This is a genomic window from Thermostichus sp. MS-CIW-30 (assembly GCF_054058015.1).
The window spans coordinates 56,891-74,789 of the sequence record NZ_JBSRZW010000015.1; the positions used below are offsets into that span (position 1 = coordinate 56,891).

General features: G+C 57.7%; 14 protein-coding genes and 1 pseudogene. 6 read left to right on the forward strand and 9 right to left on the reverse strand.

The window, feature by feature from the left end:
• Window positions 1-85: 85 nt before the first annotated feature.
• The 3 genes from tsf (at window position 86) to queG (ending at window position 3,519) form a co-directional block, all read left to right on the forward strand.
• Entirely contained in the window at window positions 86-877 is a 792-nt protein-coding gene (gene tsf, locus ACVWXW_RS08290) for a translation elongation factor Ts (protein WP_457387299.1), read from the forward strand.
• Between the two features lie 222 nt (window positions 878-1,099).
• Entirely contained in the window at window positions 1,100-2,515 is a 1,416-nt protein-coding gene (locus tag ACVWXW_RS08295) for an amidohydrolase (protein ID WP_457403495.1), read from the forward strand.
• Between the two features lie 2 nt (window positions 2,516-2,517).
• Window positions 2,518-3,519: a tRNA epoxyqueuosine(34) reductase QueG gene (gene queG, locus ACVWXW_RS08300; protein WP_457403497.1), complete on the forward strand. Its 1,002-nt coding sequence runs from the start codon at window positions 2,518-2,520 to the stop codon at window positions 3,517-3,519.
• Between the two features lie 308 nt (window positions 3,520-3,827).
• Here queG and ACVWXW_RS08305 read toward each other — a convergent pair whose 3' ends face one another.
• The 5 genes from ACVWXW_RS08305 to pyk form a co-directional block, all read right to left on the reverse strand.
• Window positions 3,828-5,021, reverse strand: a complete 1,194-nt coding sequence (locus ACVWXW_RS08305; RefSeq protein ID WP_457403498.1) for an RNA-guided endonuclease InsQ/TnpB family protein — start codon at window positions 5,019-5,021, stop codon at window positions 3,828-3,830.
• A 217-nt stretch (window positions 5,022-5,238) separates the two neighbouring features.
• Window positions 5,239-6,615: a DNA polymerase III subunit beta gene (dnaN, locus tag ACVWXW_RS08310; protein ID WP_457403500.1), complete on the reverse strand. Its 1,377-nt coding sequence runs from the start codon at window positions 6,613-6,615 to the stop codon at window positions 5,239-5,241.
• A 730-nt stretch (window positions 6,616-7,345) separates the two neighbouring features.
• Window positions 7,346-9,649, reverse strand: a complete 2,304-nt coding sequence (locus ACVWXW_RS08315; RefSeq protein WP_457403502.1) for a RelA/SpoT family protein — start codon at window positions 9,647-9,649, stop codon at window positions 7,346-7,348.
• Between the two features lie 150 nt (window positions 9,650-9,799).
• Window positions 9,800-10,030 (reverse strand): DUF4327 family protein, encoded by a 231-nt coding sequence (locus tag ACVWXW_RS08320; RefSeq protein WP_011433156.1) that lies wholly within the window; start codon window positions 10,028-10,030, stop codon window positions 9,800-9,802.
• 138 nt (window positions 10,031-10,168) lie between these two features.
• The gene (gene pyk / locus ACVWXW_RS08325; RefSeq protein WP_457403504.1) at window positions 10,169-12,028 is read right to left on the reverse strand and encodes a pyruvate kinase; all 1,860 of its coding nucleotides are present in this window, start codon (window positions 12,026-12,028) and stop codon (window positions 10,169-10,171) included.
• Between the two features lie 170 nt (window positions 12,029-12,198).
• Between pyk and ACVWXW_RS08330 the strand changes: the two genes are divergently transcribed.
• Window positions 12,199-12,441, forward strand: a complete 243-nt coding sequence (locus ACVWXW_RS08330; RefSeq protein WP_414351871.1) for a hypothetical protein — start codon at window positions 12,199-12,201, stop codon at window positions 12,439-12,441.
• A gap of 356 nt (window positions 12,442-12,797) precedes the next feature.
• Here the strand turns inward: ACVWXW_RS08330 and ACVWXW_RS08335 are convergent, their stop codons facing one another.
• The 3 genes from ACVWXW_RS08335 to ACVWXW_RS08345 all read right to left on the reverse strand — a co-directional run bounded on the left by ACVWXW_RS08335 (window position 12,798) and on the right by ACVWXW_RS08345 (window position 15,449).
• Window positions 12,798-13,460 (reverse strand): hypothetical protein, encoded by a 663-nt coding sequence (locus tag ACVWXW_RS08335; protein WP_457403505.1) that lies wholly within the window; start codon window positions 13,458-13,460, stop codon window positions 12,798-12,800.
• 143 nt (window positions 13,461-13,603) lie between these two features.
• Window positions 13,604-14,350 carry a GvpL/GvpF family gas vesicle protein gene (locus ACVWXW_RS08340; protein ID WP_011433160.1) on the reverse strand — a complete coding sequence of 249 codons (747 nt, stop codon included), beginning with the start codon at window positions 14,348-14,350 and terminating at the stop codon, window positions 13,604-13,606.
• A complete protein-coding gene (locus ACVWXW_RS08345) occupies window positions 14,328-15,449 on the reverse strand; it encodes a sugar phosphate nucleotidyltransferase (protein WP_457403506.1) in 1,122 nt (373 codons plus the stop codon). Before ACVWXW_RS08345 ends, ACVWXW_RS08340 begins: the two co-directional genes overlap by 23 nt.
• Before the next feature lie 321 nt (window positions 15,450-15,770).
• On the opposite strand from ACVWXW_RS08345, the gene hisG reads away from it, so the two are divergent.
• Both hisG and ACVWXW_RS08355 read left to right on the forward strand, forming a co-directional pair.
• A complete protein-coding gene (gene hisG, locus ACVWXW_RS08350; protein WP_414416279.1) occupies window positions 15,771-16,478 on the forward strand; it encodes an ATP phosphoribosyltransferase in 708 nt (235 codons plus the stop codon).
• Window positions 16,479-16,586: 108 nt separating this feature from the next.
• Complete coding sequence (locus ACVWXW_RS08355; protein ID WP_457403507.1) at window positions 16,587-17,381, forward strand: photosystem II manganese-stabilizing polypeptide; 795 nt, start codon at window positions 16,587-16,589, stop codon at window positions 17,379-17,381.
• A gap of 260 nt (window positions 17,382-17,641) precedes the next feature.
• Here the strand turns inward: ACVWXW_RS08355 and ACVWXW_RS08360 are convergent.
• Window positions 17,642-17,899, reverse strand: a pseudogene (locus tag ACVWXW_RS08360) (hypothetical protein); the annotation flags it as partial.

A 17,899-nucleotide genomic window follows, 5' to 3' on the forward strand; every position in this document is an offset into this window, starting at 1 on the left:
CGTGTATTCTTGAAATCTAGGTTTACAATTCTACCGAAGCCCGCTCATTCTCACTCATATCCCGCCACATTCTTCCCGTTCTTTCATTCGAGGAGCCCTCATGAGCATTGATGCCAAACTGGTCAAAGAGCTGCGCGAAAAGACGGGCGCAGGCATGATGGACTGCAAAAAAGCCCTGGAAGATTCCGGTGGCGATATGGAGAAAGCCATCACCTGGCTGCGACAGAAAGGGTTGGCAGGGGCAGCCAAAAAGGCCAGTCGCGTCGCGGCAGAGGGGGCAGTTGACAGCTACATCCACTTCGGCAATCGAATTGGGGTGTTGGTGGAAGTGAACTGCGAGACGGACTTCGTGGCCCGCAACGAAGATTTTAAGAAACTGGTGCAAGACATCGCCAAGCAGATTGCCGCCTGCCAAAACGTAGAATACGTCAGCGTTGACCAGATCCCTGCCGAAGTGGTGGAGCGGGAAAAAGCCATTGAAATGGGCAAAGAAGATCTGGCCAATAAGCCGGAGAACATACGCGAGAAGATCGTGCAAGGTCGCATCGAAAAGCGCCTGAAAGAGTTATCCCTGTTGGATCAACCCTTTATTAAAGATTCCTCGATCACGGTGGAGGAATTGGTCAAGCAGCACATTGCCAAACTGGGGGAAAACATTCGGGTGCGGCGGTTTGTGCGCTTTGTCCTGGGAGAGGGGATCGAGAAAGAAGAAGTGGATTTTGCTGCTGAGGTTGCCGCTCAAGCCGGTCTCAAGCCGGCAGAGGCCCCCAAAGTGGAAGAGACTCCACCCGCTCCTCCTGAAGAACCTGCCCCAGAACCGGCCCCTGCTGCCGAGAGCAAGCCGGCCAAAAAAGGCTCCGCCAAGAAAAAGAAATAGCCGGTCAAGGCTGAGCTGTAGGGCCATGTCGGCGGTGCAGAGGCGTTGAAACTGCGTTATGGAGAGTGTGGGCACCTCTATGTCGGCAGTTCTATAACCACTACGCTTGGGTATCCCTTGGGGGAAAGGCTAGGTTATGCATGCAAATGTTCTGATCCTCCCGCCTTGGCAGGGTTAACTCCAGCACGCTAAGGTAGCAGACGGCCTTTTTGGATCCCGGGCATGAGTTTTATCTTGCGCAATGCGTTAATTCCCACCGCCACCGGCTACGAAACCGCAGATGTGCGAATCGAGGGGGAACGGATTGCTGCCATAGGCAGAGGATTACCCGCAACGGGCGCAGACAGCCTGGAACTGGATGCCAGTAACCAACTCTTGCTGCCGGGCTTTGTCAATGCCCACACCCATTCTTCCGAAATGTGGCAACGAGGGATCATACCGCCCTATCCGCTGGAGCTGTGGCTGGCACAACTGCACGAGTATGCGCCGCCGGATCCGGAAAGAATCTATCTCAGCGCGCTGGGGACGGCGGTGGAAACCCTGCTGACGGGGGGCACCTCGGTGGTGGATCATCTGGTGTTGATCCCAGGCCAAGAGTTGGCCACCATTGAGGCGGCGGTACGGGCCTACCGAGAAGTCGGGATCCGCGCCTTCGTGGGCCCCTTGATCCAGGATCAGGCTCTCTCTCGGGGGTTGCCCAGCAGCTCCTCTTGGGATCGGGAGCCGGAAACCTATCCCCTCTCCACAGCAGAGGTGCTGGCCATTGTGGAAGAGGCGGTGCAGCGCTTTCACCGGCCAGAAGAGGGCATTACCCTCATGGTGGCTCCCACAGGGATCCAACTGTGCTCAGACGAGCTGTTCAAGGGCTGTGCGGAGTTAAGCCAGAAGTATGACCTACCCCGCCACGCCCACCTGTTGGAAACCCGCGCCCAGCAGATGTTGGCCCAGGAAAAGTACGGCTGTAGTGCTGTGGAGCATCTGGAGCGCTTGGGCTACCTAGACCGGAAAACTTCCTTGGCCCACTGCGTCTGGCTCAGCGATGCCGATATCGAGATCTTGGCCCGCACCGGCTCTACGGTTGTTCACAACCCCTTGAGCAACCTGCGCCTAGGCAGCGGCATTGCCCCCATCTTGAAATACCGCCGGGCAGGGGTGAACGTGGCCTTTGGCTGCGATGGATCCGCCAGCAACGATTCGCAGGATTTGCTAGAGGCCATCAAAATCGGCACCATCCTTCACAACATCACGGATCCCGACTACCGCCACTGGATCTCGCCCCGCGAGAGTGTGGAGATGGCCTCCCGCGGTGGGGCCATTGGCCTGGGGCTAGGGGAGGAGCTGGGATCCCTGGAAGTGGGCAAGCAAGCGGATCTGGTGCTGTACGATCTCACCCAACTGTCGCTGTTGCCCCGTACCGATCCCATTGGGCTGCTGGTGTTGGGTCGGCCCACCCAGGCAGTGCATAGCGTTTGGGTGCGAGGAAAACAGGTGGTGTCCAGCGGAGCCGTGACGACGGTGGATGTGGCCAAGCTGCGGCAGGATCTGTTTGCCCACAGCACCTGGGATCCCTCCCGCCGCTCCCAGCAGGTGGCACAGCTGGAGGCCCGCTACCGCCGCGTGATGGGTTTGCCGGCATAGCCATGGCAGGGATCCCTGCGGGTTCAGAGGTCGACTGGTCCAGAGCCACTGCGCAGGTGAAACGACAGGCCCTGGCCCTGGGTTTTGACAAAGTCGGCATTGCCAGCATAGAGGATCCCCCCGACTTGCGGGGTCTGCAAGCTTGGCTGGCTGCGGGCATGGCCGCCGACATGGCCTGGATGGCCGATCCCCGGCGAATGGATCCAAAGCAGGTGCTGCCGGGGGTGCAGTCGTTGGTCTGTGTGGCTTTGAATTACTACACCCCCATCCGCCACAGCCAGGATCCCGGCAAGGGCAAGATCTCCCGCTACGCTTGGGGTCGAGATTATCACCGCGTGTTGGGACGGCGGCTCAAACAACTCCACCTCTGGATGCAAGCCCAGTTCCCAAATCATACGGGTCGATTCTACGTGGATACCGGCCCGGTGGCGGAAAAGCCCTGGGCCATGCAGGCGGGCTTGGGTTGGATCGGCAAAAACAGCCTGTTGCTCACCCGCGAGTACGGCTCCTGGGTGTTTCTGGGAGTGATCCTGACCACCCTGCCGTTGCTCCCTGACCAGCCCCACACCGCTCACTGCGGCACCTGTACCCGCTGCCTAGAGGCTTGCCCCACGCAGGCCATCGTCAGCCCAGGGGTGGTGGATTCCCGCCGCTGCGTTGCCTACCACACTCTAGAAAGCCACGCTGAGCGGATCCCTGCCAAGATTGCCCAGAACCTGCACAACTGGGTGGCCGGCTGTGACATCTGCCAGGAGGTCTGCCCTTGGAACCAACGCTTTGCCCAACCCAGTGGGATCCCGGATTTTCAGCCTTACCCTTGGAACGTTGCCCCCGATCTCCAGGAGCTGGCCCGGATCGATGATCGGGAATTCGACCACAAGTTTCCGGCCTCTGCCCTGCGCCGGCTCAAGGCCCACCGCCTGCGCCGCAACGCCCAAGCAGCCCTGGAAGGCAATTCCAGCTCTGCAGCTGGCAGCAACGATTTGGAAGCCCCCTCTACTTAACTTGGATACGCTTTCCTAGCAGGATCTTGCGGCCTCGAGGCCGGCGCCAGAAAATGGTGGGGCTATTGTCTCTGGGCCAGGGACGCAAGCTAACATACATGCCCTACCCTCTTTCTGAGGCCACAGTGCTGGGCCGCCATGGTCTTGCTCTCGTGGGAGCGGTTTTGCGCAAAGGACGTGTGGACTTGGTGCAGGAGTTTACCCACCGCTTTGTTTGAGCTGGATCGACTCAAACACAGTAGCCCCACCTAAAACACGGTCATTTCAAGCTAGATTAGGACACTCCGTAAACTACCCGGCTCCGACCGCTAAGCGGTACGGAGCGGGCTTTCAGTAGCCCTGAGCCTGTTCTGCTCTACCAGAGAACAAAACAAGCCCGGACCTCTAGGCTGGTTTACGACAGCCCCCAAGAGCGCAATCACATTCGCACCATTCAAATCCGCATCCCCTTCCCATCCACAGTGCCCACACTTGAACGACTTGCCACTGCGGTAGGATTGCGCAGGGTCGGGATGGATGTGCAAACACCGGTGGCAGGTCTGCGACGTGTAAGCAGGCGGCACAAGAATCAGAGAAACCCCTGCAACCCTCGCCTTGTATTCCAGAAATTGACGTAGTTGGTAGAACGCCCAACTGTTGGCCCTGCGCCTTTCGGTTTTGCTGCGTGGCTGTTGATTGACCCTTTCCCGGATCCCTGTCAGGTCTTCCAGAGCAATAGCGCTGTTGGTAGCTTTTGCCCTAGAGACAATAGCTTTGGAGATGCGATGATTGACCCACACTTGAAAGCGTCTCTCCTTGCCAGACAGCCGTTGCAGCAGTTGACGGCATCTGCGCCGCGAACTGCGTGTGCCCTTGCTGGCTTTGCGTTGGAGTACCGCCCTCAACCGGGAGTAGTGGTCTCGGACTCTGTTCAACTGCTGTCCATTCCAGTTATCACCCTCTGACGTATGGGCAATATCTGTCCTTCCAAAGTCCACCCCGATCACCTTGTCGGTATCTTGTTGCTTGGGTGGTTTTTTCTCTACGCAAATCTGGATGTAGTAGGAGCCATCTTTGCGCTTGACCAGGGTGGCAGCTTTGGGGTTGGAACCAGCCAGCATCCCACGCTGGTAGTTGCCAATGGCCAGTTCAAAGCGTTCTCTCCCTTCCACCGTGGTGAGCGACACCGTCCAGTCTTTTTGACGGAACGAAAAGATGCGAGCGTCGTAGGTAACAAAGCCGCTCTTAAACTCCTTGACGGGACGCTTTTTCTGCTTAGCCACTTTGCGGGAACCCGCTACCCGTCTGCACACCTGTTGAGCCAAGTTACTGGACAAGCCAAACCGGGCTCGAATCTCGTAGTAGCAAAGGGATTGCAGCTTGACCGCGTTGACGATCTTCTCCGGCGTGTTCTGGTTGACCCAATTCAAGGCTTGGCCAAAAGCCTCCAAAGTCGCGTCCAATTTGGCGGCTTGCGACGGGGACACCTTGAGCTTGCAGGATATGGTCAGGACTTGGCTCATAAGTTCATTGTACTTCATCAAAGCGCATTCCTCCCGGCAGTGACCCTACGGGTACAGTGCGGGGCTCCTGCGATTTCTAGCTGAACGCTCGGCGCCGCTTCCGCGACCATCCCTGGCTCCTTTCCCTCTGGGAGAGGGGGCAATGCAAACAACTGTAGATTTGTACTGAGATGACCTTGAGAGTTTTGGACTAGAGCTGGGTGGAGCTCTCCTAAGACTAGGTAGCCCGTAGCTGCACCGGCATAACCAAATAACAGAGCCGCATTGCCCCAAGGGGCTTCCAGATGGCCGGCTGCGTGGCGCCGTTTAGCTCCAGGCTCACCTGCTGCGTATGAAACACCCTGAGGGCATCCAGCAGGTAACGCACATTGAAGGCCAGCTCCAGGTCAGGACCAGACATCTGCACTGGCAACGATTCCTCGCCACTGCCCACATCGGGCGCCTCGGTGCTGATGCGCAGGGTTTGGGTTGCGGCAGAAAGATTGAACTTGACGATGTCGTTTCTTTGGGCAGCAAGTACTCCCACCCGTTCCAGCGACTCAATCAAAGGCCGACGCTCCAGGGTTATCTGCCGCTCAAATTGCCTGGGAATCAGGCGGTTGTAGTCGGGATATTGGCCCTCCAAAAGGCGGCTGGTGATCCGCTGTTGGCACTGCGTTTTGCTGGCGCGAGGAGGCAGCACAAACTGCACCTGGGATCGGTCAAACCTCAGCTCCACCGTAGAGGCGACGGTCTGGGTGCCGAGGATGCGCTCCACCTCTCGCAAAGTGCGAGCGGGAATGGTGAAATCCAACCCTATTTCCCCATGGGCCGAAGCAACCGGGATCCCTTCGGCCTCCACCTGCACCATCGCCAGACGGTGCCCATCGGTGGCTGCAAACTCCAGGCAAGGGGGATCCCCCGCCAAGAGCTTGACATGCACCCCTGTGAGCACCTGCTTGGTCTCATCTCCAGAGGCCGCAAAAAGGGTTTGGCCGATCCCTTGCAACAGGCTCTCGATGGGCAGCTCCAGGGCCTGAGCTGTTGGGCTTTCCTCCCCCACAAAATCGCCATCTGCGTCGGCGGTGCGGAGCAGTATTTCCGGTAGGGTGGGGTACTCTTCAGCCGACATGCTGCGCACTTGGTACTGGCCGGCTGCCGACATGAGAATCACAGGGGCACTCTCCTTGGCTTGGCTGCTCGCGTCAAGAGTCACTGGGCCGCTGGGCAGACGGCTGACGATGTCGCTGAGCAGCTTGGCCGGCAGGGTGGTGCGACCGGATCCCCTGACCTGAGCCTCGAACTCGCTGCGAATGCACAAGTTCAAGTCAAAGGCAGTGAGGGCAACCCGTTGAGTTTCCGCATCGACCTCTACCAACACGTTGGCCAAAACGGGCAGGGCGGGGCGGCTGGCCACAGCCCGTCCAACGGAAGTGAGGTGGTGGCTGAGATCGGCTTGCTCGCAGGTGAAGCTGAAACCCTCCGGAGACGAGTCCACGGCCCCGTCAAGGTATCCCTCCCCACGCTGAGGAGCTGCAGTCTTGCTGCTGCGCAACACTGCCGCAAATGACTCGGCCTCGAGTTCTCGATCCACAGGACGTTGAGCTTGCACCATGGGGGGCACTTGAGGGCTGCACACGCAGATCCTACACCGACTGCCCCGGTTGGATCCCTTCCCTTGCGGTCGAGTTTTGGAAAATTTGCCTCGCGCGTAGGACAGATCTGAAATTTCGATCCCTGCCTAATTTAATTTTTTGATCTAGTAGTAGTAGGGGCTGTGGAAACTGTGGAAAGTGATCGTCAACACCTTGCGCCATGAGCTTTTGAGCTTATTCCCCACCTGTGGAAAAACTGTGGATAACTTGGCCACTTTTCCACAGAGTATTTATACCTGTTAATAACTTGGGGGGTTTTTCCACAGGTTTTCCACAAATTTTTCAGGTTTTTCCACAGGTTTTCCACAGGCTAATGTTGTGATTTCCTGACAAATTCATAAAAATTAACACACAGTCAGTGTAGGATCCCGTAATGTAGTGAGTCCTCCCCCTAGATATGGCCAGGAACTCCATCGGAGCTTGGGCGGGCTTCGCTGGATTTCCCCAGGTTTTCCACAGGCTATCGAAGGAAGCCTGGGACGTCGCTCTAGGCTGGTTGGTCTTGTCTGGTCGCCTGTGAGCCAACACGGGATCCTTAGCAAGACACAAGAAGGGCAGAAAAGCGCTCTGCGCTGCTGGAGGCGGCAAAGAAGGTCAGGATGGGGCAGCGCCTGACCTAAAGCGGACCCGCAAGCGACTGTAAAGCTGTCGCAGAAGCAGGTCGCGAAGGAAGGGCATCAAAATCCGTACCTACGAGGGGCCGGCTGTGGGTCGACGGGATCCGTTTTGGTGATGGCGGGAGCGCAGCACGATCACGTCAGAAAGCTGGCGCAGTTGACTTTGAACCTGGGTGAGCTGTTTCTTATCACGTACATCGATACAGAGATCGATCAGGGCGGTGCGGTTGGCAAAAGTTTGTACCTTAGCATTGCGAACATTAATGCCTTGATCCGATAGGCGGGAAAGGATGTCCCGCAGCACCCCGACGCGGTCGATAACCTCCAGATGCAGTTCTACCGGGTAGATCTGGGTGCTCTGCCGCAGTTGCTCTTCGTTCCAGCGTACTGGCACCAGGCGTTCCCCCGAAACCTGAGCCACCCGTGGACAGTCCTGATGGTGGATACTAATACCCTTAAAGCGGGTGACCACGCCCAAGATCGGATCCCCCGGCAGCGGATTACAACACTTGGCCAACTGGTGTTTCAGACCCTCCACCCCCAGAATGGGAGATTGGGATTTGATAGAACTGGGAGCCGCAGAAGCCCGTGGCAACAACAGCTTGGATCCCTCAAGCGATTCCTCCTCTGTGGGAGCAGATACTGCCGGCCTGCTGACCTCCTGCAGCCGATGGATCACCAGCGTGGGGGTTGTCTCACCATAACCCAGAGCGGCTAACAAATCCTCTACGCTGGCGTAGTTGAGCTTTTCGGCCACCTTCTGCATCCGCTCTGATTTGAGCAGGGCATCAAAGCCCGTTTTGCCCAGCTCCCGCTCCAGCAAATGCCGGCCCCGCGCGATGTTTTGCTCGCGATTGGAGCGCTTAAACCATTGGCGAATGCGATTGCGGGCAGAGCTGGTGGCAACGAAATTGATCCAGTCCAGGCTGGGATGGGCATTTTTGTGCGTGATGATCTGCACAATGTCGCCGTTGCGCAGGCGGGTATCCAGGGGCACGATCTTGTTGTTTACCCGCGCTCCTGCACAGTGATCCCCAATTTCGGAGTGGATGCGATAGGCGAAGTCCACCGGACAGGATCCCTGGGGCAGGGCCAGCAAGTCCCCCTTGGGCGTGAAAACGTAAACCTCGCTCTCAAACAGATTCTCGCGAAGGGTGTCCAGATACTCTTTGTCGTCTTTGAGGTCGTTTTGCCACTCCAAGAGCTGCCGCAGCCAGGTGAAGCGCTCCTCGTCCGCCTTGACGGTGGTGCTGCCGGCCTCCTTGTACTTCCAGTGGGCGGCGATCCCGTACTCAGCCACGCGGTGCATCTCTTCGGTGCGGATCTGCACCTCCACCGGTCTTCCCTGCGGGCCAATCACCGCCGTATGCAAAGATTGGTAACGATTGGCCTTGGGCAGACCAATGTAGTCTTTGAAACGCCCAGGGATGGGGCGAAAGCAGTTGTGAACGACTGCCAGCACCCGATAGCACTCGCTGTTGGTATGTACGATTACCCGAACTGCTGAGAGATCGTAAATCTCGTGAAATTCTTTGCGCTGCTGCTGCATCTTGCGATAGATGCTGTACAAATGTTTGGGCCGCCCGCTGATCTCGAAATGTTCCAGCCCCGCTTGAAGAAGGTTCTGCCGCAGCTCTTCGATAAAAGCTTGGATCTCGGCCTCTCGCTCGGCGCGCTTGGCGTTGACCAATTCCTGAATCTTCCGGTAAGCCTCGTAGTCCAGATACTTAAAAGCCAAGTCTTCCAGTTCCCATTTGAAGTGCCAGATCCCCAGCCGGTTGGCCAAAGGGGCGAAAATTTCCATTGTTTCGGCTGCAATCTGCCGTTGCTTGCTGGGGGAGAGATACTGCAGGGTGCGCATGTTGTGCAAGCGATCCGCCAGCTTGACCACGATGACTCGAATGTCTTTGGCCATGGCCACAAACATGCGGCGGAAATTTTCCGCTTGCTGCTCGGTTTTGCTGGAGAAATTGAACTTAGAGAGTTTGGTAACTCCTTCTACCAGTAGGCGAACTTCAGAGCCGAATTCAGCTTCCAGGGCTTCTGGGGTAACTTCTGTATCCTCAATAACATCGTGCAAAAGGCCGGCTGCCACTGTCACCGCATCTCCCCCCAGCTCCCGCAGGAGAGTGGCCACGGCTACCGGATGGGCAATGTAGGGATCCCCTGATTTGCGTTTTTGGCCCTGATGCAAACAGTAAGAAAACTCAAAGGCACGGCGCAGCAGATTGGCTTCTTCAGCCGTGTAAGGCCGCAGCCCATCGCCGGGATCCTCGGCACCGGAAAGCAGAGCACGCAGCCACCCTGGCACCTCAAAACCGAGGCTATTCAGGTCGAGACCTCCATCTGAGGTGGCAATGACAGCCGTCTGACCCATGCGAACCCGGCGAAAAGGGATGTTTGATTACTGACTATAGTTCATCCAGCTTAACCGCCGACAGATCAAGAGGGAAAAAACGGGTGGAATAGAAAGAAGCATTGGCTGTCTGCCAACGTCGACCGCTTGCCATCCTCGGCAGATCGAGGCTTAGTCTTCGCCCCACTCCTCGCAGTCGCCGATTAAATCGCAGAGGGGATCCGAGGGGCAGTAGTCTTGCAGCTCCAGCTCTTGGGCAATCGCCTGCCACTCCCGCTGCGGGAAAAAGGGTTGCAGGTGGGCAATGGCTGCAGAGCGGCGTAAGACCCCCTGCTGAATGAGGCGACGAGCTTCCTCCTGGATGGCCTCAACCGCATAGTGGGTGGCTTGTAAAGTGGGCATAGCTTAACCTACACGTGGAATGGATGGGACGCACCGAAGGGTCAGGGAAAATCTTGCCTCGCTACCCCCATCATAGAACTGGGTCTCGTTTCGTAGCAAGAGATACAAGTTTGTATTGCAGGCAACCTTAAGGCCCGCTTAAAAGCCCAAGCCATCGGCTCCTGCGGTCACTATGCCTTTTTCTGGGTTCAGAGTGACGATAGATCCATCCCGGATTAAGCGGGTAGCATCCTTGACCCCCACCAGCACCGGCACCCCCAGCCGCAGGCCAATGACTGCTGCATGAGAGGAGGCTCCCTCTTCTTCGGTAATCACGCCGGCTGCCTGTTTGATCGCCTCCACATAGTTGGCGTCGGTGGATTGGGCAACCAAAATGTCCCCGGCGGTGATTTTGCTGGCATCGAGGCTGGATCTCAAGATGCGGGCCGGGCCGCTGACAATGCCCTTGCCAAACCCTTTGCCTTGAGCCACCACCGCTTTCACCACATCCACCTTGATCAGATCGGTGGATCCCGCAACGCCTGGCAGGGTTCCTGCACTGAGCACCACCAAGTCGCCATCCTTGAGCAAGCCATCTTCCTGAGCCAAGCTGATGGCCGCTTGAAAGGTCTGGCGGGTGGTGGCCAAATCCATAACCAACAGCGGATGTACCCCCCAAACCAACTGCAGCCGCCGTGCCACCTCCACATGGGGGGTTACGGCCAGGATGGGAGTGCGGGGACGAAACTTGGAGACATTGCGAGCGGTAGCCCCCGTTTTGGTCAGGGTCATCACGGCTACGGCATCCAACTCCTGGGCGATCTCCCCCACGGCGCGGCTAATCGAGTCGGTGATCAGGGTTTTGGGCCGCATCCCGGCAGGACTGTTGCCGTTGTTTTGGCTCAGCTCCTGCATGGCAAGGGTGCGAAGGCGTTGTCGTCGGTCGGCGGAGGTCAGGTCAAAGTAATCGCGCTCGGTGCGCACGGCAATGCGGGCCATGGTGGCAACGGCCTCGACAGGGTATTTGCCCACAGCCGTCTCGTTGGAGAGCATAACGGCATCGGTGCCATCCAAAATGGCGTTGGCCACATCGGAGATCTCGGCACGGGTGGGTCGGGGGCTGTGCACCATGCTGTCCAGCATTTGGGTGGCCGTAATCACCGGGATCCCCAGGGAGTTGGCCAGGGCGATCACCCGCTTCTGCAGGATCGGCACCTCTTCCGCAGGCAGCTCTACCCCCAGATCTCCCCGCGCCACCATCACACCGTCGCTGAGGGCCAAAATCTGGGGCAGCTGTTCAATGGCCTCGTGTTTCTCGATCTTGACGATGATGGGTACCCGCTTGTCGGCTGAGCCGGAAGAAGGCCGTTTGGCTGAGGCAATGAGCTCCCGCAGCTCCAGCACATCAGAGGGATCCCGCACAAAGCTGAGGGCCACCCAATCCACCCCTTGGTTGAGGCCGAAGTAGAGATCTTCTTTGTCTTTTGGAGTCACGGCGCGGATGCTCAGGCGCACACCGGGGAAATTGACCCCTTTGTTGTTGGAGAGGGTACCCCCGACAATGGTGCGGCAGAAGAGTTCGCCCGCTTCCGGATCCACGGCTTCCACCCGCATCTCCACTCGACCGTCGTCGATGAGGATCGTCGCTCCTTCGGGCACTTCTTGGGCCAGCTTGTCGTAGGTGACCCAGCTGCGCTCTTGGGATCCCAAGACAGGTTTGCTGGTCAACACAAAGGGATCCCCTGCCTTGAGGGTGATCGAGCCTTCGGCGAACTTGCCCAGGCGGATTTTGGGCCCCTGCAGGTCTTGCAAAATGGCGACCTGGATGCCCAGATCCATCGAAGTTTGGCGGATCAGGCGAATGCTGCGGCGGTGTAGCTCGTGATCCCCATGGGAAAAGTTCAGGCGAAGGGTGGTTGCCCCTTGCAGGATCATCTCCCTGAGAATGGCTGGATTTGAGCTGGCAGGGCCGATGGTGGCAACAATTTTGGTGCGTCGAAAAGAATCCCTCAAATGCATGTCCACTGTTCCCAAGGGAGAGCAGCCCAGATCCTTCCCCCACATAGGGATCTCTCTGATTACGATAACCCGTTATGTCTTTTTTGAGGCACCGCTTTTTTAAAATCCCCAGCGAGAGAGGATGGGAAAATAGGCAAAGCAGAGTGTAGAGATCCATCTGGAGTCGAGCGATGCCGGTTGCCCCCGAATACGCCTTCCCCTTCGAGCACCATCAGAAGTTCTCTCTGGATAACCCCACCATCTCCAGCCCAGGGGTTTCCAAGCGGGAATACATAGCCAGCAGAGTACTGCAGGGTATCGTGAGCAATCCCCAGACTCCCGTCGGCGATTTGTCTCCTGAGCAACGACAGGCTTTGGTCTATACGGCGGTGTTGTTGGCAGATGATTTGTTGGCGGCCCTCGGCGCTCAGTAGAGAGCATGCCTCTAACCCCCAAAACCCTGAACTTTGCTGAATTTACTGAGCTTTAGGCGGTTTGGCAAAAGTCATTGAGAGGGATATAGTAAACCAAGTTTCCCCCTGATCCTTGAGTCCACCGCAACGGTTGCCGGGAAGTGAAGGGGGAAAGCGCTCGGGGGGTATTCCTCAGGGCTTTGCGGGATACCGCCTTCCTGCTCAGAGATAGGCAGGATGCGATCGCTTCTTTCCTGAACCATGTTCAGGAGAGTTCAGCGTGAATGTATCAGGTTCTTGAGATTGCAGCGCACCCTCTTGGGGTGAGGTTTAGGCTGAGGTTAGCTGCTTGCGGCAGCGGGCCGTAGGCTCTGCTGCTACCTACGCCGCAGCCGTTGAGTCAACTCTTCCCCCAAGCGCATCCATTTTGCTATCTCTTCGGGACTCACCTGTCGGTCATTCTGCCAGAGAATGAGGTGGGCGCCGGCCCCTTCGGCACAATAGTTGGGATATTGCTCCAAAAAACTGAGGACGCCGGGATGAAAACGTAGCCGAACTTGAGCTTCATCCTGTCCTCGCAAGAGATAGCTCCGAGAAAACTTAGGGTGGCTCTCGAAGTTGATATCTTGCATGCCAAAAGCTTTGGCGATGCCATGGAAAAAGGCATTTTCGGGGTGCAGCCGAAAACGGGGCAGATGAAGATCCTCGTGATAGGCGTAGAAGACGGACTGGCGATAAGTGCTGGAACTCTTGCCCCTGCCGCGGGTGTATTGGTAATCAAAAACGGTAATCTCAGTGCCATCGATCAGCCGCTTGGACATCGAATTATAGAAACGTCGCCCATGGCCTTGCTCAAACAGCCCAAAGCCGGCTTGAACCAGGCGGGATCGGATCTCTTCCGGCAATTGGGCAGAAAAGCGCATTCCTAGCTGTGCAGCTACCCGCTCCAGAGCTTCTCGACGTTTCTTTTCGTGGTAAAGGGCTAGAGCCAAGATCCCGGCAGCCAGAGCTAAAAACAAGATAAAAATAAGCAACCCCATACCGTCTCCCTCGGCTTACAGACTGCAGTGCCTATCCCCACAATACCTGAGCAGATTTCCAAAAGGATCCCTGCCTTCGACCATTCAGCCGAGCGGTCTCCTCTTGTCTTTTGTAGAGAAGTGACCCAATACAGCTGAGTGTGTCAAAGTTTGACGAAATTGTAGGGAGCGGTGAAGTTGTTGTAGCGAATGCGCAGCCGCCCCTGGAAGGTCTGGTCTAGCTCCTCTACTTTTTGGGCAAAAACCGGCTCATCTTCCCAATTGATCAAAAACGAGCCGTTGTAGGCCATGTTTTCGGTGAGCAGATCTCCTTCTACGCGGTCGCTGGCCAAGGGGCTGAGGGCTGCTGTAAAGGTCTGGGCAATGCGCTGACGCCGCTGCTCCAAGAGTTGCTCTAGAGCCCGTCCGATCTCAACTACCGCGTCCAATCCCAAAGGAGCGCCGGCCATTTCGTCCCGCCGAGCTTTGAGGGCAGGGTTTTCCTCTAGCCCCAGCTTGAGCTCCTGCTCGGGATCCCAGAAGACTTTGACTCCCACCTCCCGCTTGCCCTCCAGGCGCTCCAGCAGAGCCAGCAGATCCGCCAAGCGGGGCTGCACCAAGTCCCGTTCCACCTGCTCCCAGCCGCTCACCACCAGGCCAAATTGCAGAGGCAGCAGAGCCCGGTGTCCCTCGTTCATCACTTTTTCCAGCACGGCCTCATGGGCGAGCAAGTTGGCCCGGCTGGCCAGGTAGCGCTCCTGTCGAGCCTGGGAGTACAAGAAGGCCAGGGATCCCAGCCCATGAACCTGCACCGGCTGCTTGTCCAGCCCCACCACACTCAGATGACGCGGGCCAGGGGCAGCGACGATCCCGTAGAGGTAGAGGGCGCTATGGGGATTTGCCGTTGGCATTGCTGCGGGCATCTCCGATCAGCCACGTGAGGTTGGACTCTTCGGTGTCGATGGCATTGCCATCCGAGGAAATGCAGTAGCGACCCATCACCATCTGGTGGCGTAGGGTCACGCCTGCCGCAATCTGGGTGTAGTTAAAAATCAAGCTGCCATCCAGCGTACACCCTTCATTCAACACACATCCGTAGCCAATTGCCGTGGGGCCGATGAGTTTGACCCCGTCCGCCAAATAGCTGCTGGCCCCGATGTAGACCGGTGGCTCGATGTGGATGCGATCCCAGTTGGCGCGGATGTTGATCCCCGTCCATACGCCGGGTTGAATCTGGATCCCAGGCACCTTGACTCCCTTGATCTCGCCGCGCAGCACTTTTTGCACCGCCAGCCAGTAGTCGTGGGTGCGGCCAATGTCCACCCACTGAAAGTCAGCCGTGATCCCATAAAAGGGGGCACCCGCTTTCACCAAGGCCGGGAAGAGATCGCTGCCGATGTCGTAGGGGCAGCCAGGGGGAATGTAGTCGAACACTTCCGGCTCGAAAACGTAGATGCCGGTGTTGATGGTGTGGCCGAGGGCCTCTTCCCGCCTGGGCTTTTCTTGGAAGGCAGTGATGCGACCCGTCTCATCGGTTACCACCACTCCGTAGCTGGAGACCTGGCTGGGATCCACCTCCCGCAACACCACGGTGGCCAGCGCCCCCTTGGCTTTGTGGAAGTTGACGATCTGCGTGAGGTTCAGGTCGATCAGGGCATCCCCACAGAGCACCACAAAGGTACTGTCGAAAAATCCGGAGAAATCCTGGATCTTGCGCATACCGCCAGCGGAGCCCAGAGGTTCGGCCACCGGCTGGCCGTTCTCAAAATGGCCTTCGAAGGAAAAGCCGATGTGAACCCCCCATTGCTGCCCATCTCGAAAGTAGTCTTCGATTTGGTGGGCCAAGTGGCTGGTGTTGACCATGATCTGGTCGAAGCCGTGTTCCCGCAGCAGCTCCACCAAAAATTCCATGACAGGCTTGTGCAAAATGGGGATCATCGGCTTCGGCATCATGTAGGTGATGGGCCGTACCCGCGTGCCTTTGCCTGCTGCCAGGATCATGGCTTTCATGCCGTCGTCACTCCTCCGGGCTAACCGTGCTCTGACTTTATCATCCCAGGATCGGCATTCCAGAGAACCGGCGGGGCTTTCAAGAGGCTGGGGAATCGCTGCTGGGATTCCGATCCCCTACAATCGAGGGGGTCTGCTCTTCTGGGAGAACCCGCCCGCCTCTGGGCATTTCGCCAAGGGTTTCCCCTGAGCCCCTCGTTTTGCCCCGTCTCTCCTGAGAGTTCCACCCGGCAGACGGGGATCCCAGCATTCTTACATTGATTGCTCCTGGCCCAAGATTCAGACGGATGTATCAGACAAATGTAGTAGATCCTGAAAAAGATGCTGGATGGCCGTCCCGACAGCCCACCCATCACGATTGCCCTGGCCAAGGGGGCCTTGCTGCCTGAGGCCATTCAATGCCTGCAGCAGGTGGGGATCGATTTCAGCCGTTTTTTGGATCCCGGCAATCGCCTGCTGCGGATTGAATCCCCCACCCGGCTGAACGGACAACGCTACGAAGCGCTGCTGGTGCGCACTCACGATGTGCCGGTGTACGTGGAGTACGGGCAGGCGCAGTTGGGCATTGTCGGCTACGACGTCTTGCGGGAGCGCTATGCCGGCACCGCAGCGCGGGTGGCCCACCTGTTGGATCTCCAATTTGGCCACTGTCGCATGTCGGTGGCCCTTCCCCAAGATAGCCCCTACCACTCGGCAGCTCAGTTGCCTGCTCATGCCCGCGTGGCTTCTAAGTTTGTCGGCTGCGCCCGGGAGTATTTTGACCGCCTGGATTTGCCGGTGGAGCTTATCTCTCTCTATGGTTCGGTGGAGTTGGCCCCCCTCACCGGCATGGCCGATGCCATCGTCGACTTGGTAGCCACAGGGCGCACCCTGAGGGAAAACGGCCTGATTGAGCGAGACTGCCTATTCGAGAGTACAGCTCGCCTGATTGCCCATCCCATCAGCTACCGTGTCAACCAACAGCCTATCCGCGAGTTGATCACCCAGATTCGGGAACGCTGGCTGGGATCCCTGTTGGTGGGTGGCTAATTTTGAGGCACTTCCTCTGAGGGGGATCACGATTGCGTACAATGGGGGCATTCGGGCTTATTTCCCCCAGCAGCGTTCAGATTCAAAAAAGGTTTTTCGAGGTTGATTATGCGGTACCGTCCACTGCTCGCCATCCTGTTGGCGCTTTGTTTGAGCGTCTTTGCTGTTCCGGCTAAGGCTGCCAAGGCGCCGCTGACCTATGACCAGATCCGCAACACCGGCAAGGCCGCCATTTGCCCTTCGGTCTCGGACAACGCCCGGGGCCGTATCGAAGTGCCTAGGGGGGGATCCCTGAAGCTGACGGATGTCTGCTTCCAGCCGGTGCAAATTGAGGTGGAAGAAGAAAAGCGGAACGGCGAGAAAGAGTTCATCAAGGCCAAAAACATCATGATCTCAGCGGCCACTCTGGGGCCGATTAAAGCTGAGGTGACTCCCAAAGACGGTGCGCTGGAGCTCAAAGTGGTGGATGGGATCACCTCTCAGCCGACCACCGGCCAAATGCCCCGCCGCGAGCTGGTGCCGTTTCTGTTTAGCGTGAAAGACTTGGTCGCCACTGCCCAGGGCTCGGCCATTGACCCTTCGACCGATTTTGAAGGGGAGTTCTTGGTGCCCGGCTATCACAGCAGCACCTTCCTCGACCCGCGCGGGCGGGGATCCAACACCGGCTACGACACTGCGGTAGGTCTACAGGCTGCCAAAGATGATTTTGCCACCAACCGCAAGGTGGACGAGGTTTCCCAGGGGAAAATGTCGCTGCGGATCGCTCGCGTGGATGCCAGCACTGGCGAAATGGCGGGATCCTTTGTTAGCATTCAGCCTTCCAGCACCGAGCAAGGGGCGATGGAACCCCACACTGTTCGCGTTCAAGGCTTGTTTTACGCTCGCCTGGCGCAGGAGTCTTGAAGAGGCTTGAGGAAAGCCGAGAAGAGATCCAATTTCGGGGTTGAGATGGGCAGAGATCCCGGCGATCCCTGCCTATTTCTGTTGATACTATGTCTGTCTGGGTTTGCCCGTTGGGGAAGTGTGCAGCGATAAAGTCTGGGCCAGATGCCGCCACAGGTTCATTTGCAGATGGCCGCTGCCACTAACCTGCCTTTTATGTTGACTCTGGACCCAAGGGGACTCTCAATCTGGACTCAAGGAAGCCCTTTGTGAGTTCCGCTTCAGCCAGTACCGCCACCAGTGCGGATCCGAGTTCTGCTGCGCTCGCTACCCCAAAGTAAACTACCCGGCCCTGACTGCTTCGCAGTACAGGGCGGGTTTCGGTAGCCCTGCAGTTGGCAAGCCAACCACGGGCCTCTAGGCTGGTTTACGGCAGCCCCAAGTTTGGCAATCATGTTGGCCCCATTCCAGTCCGCATCCCCTTCCCATCCACAGTGCCCACACTTGAACTGCTTCCCACTGCGATAGGATTGCGTAGG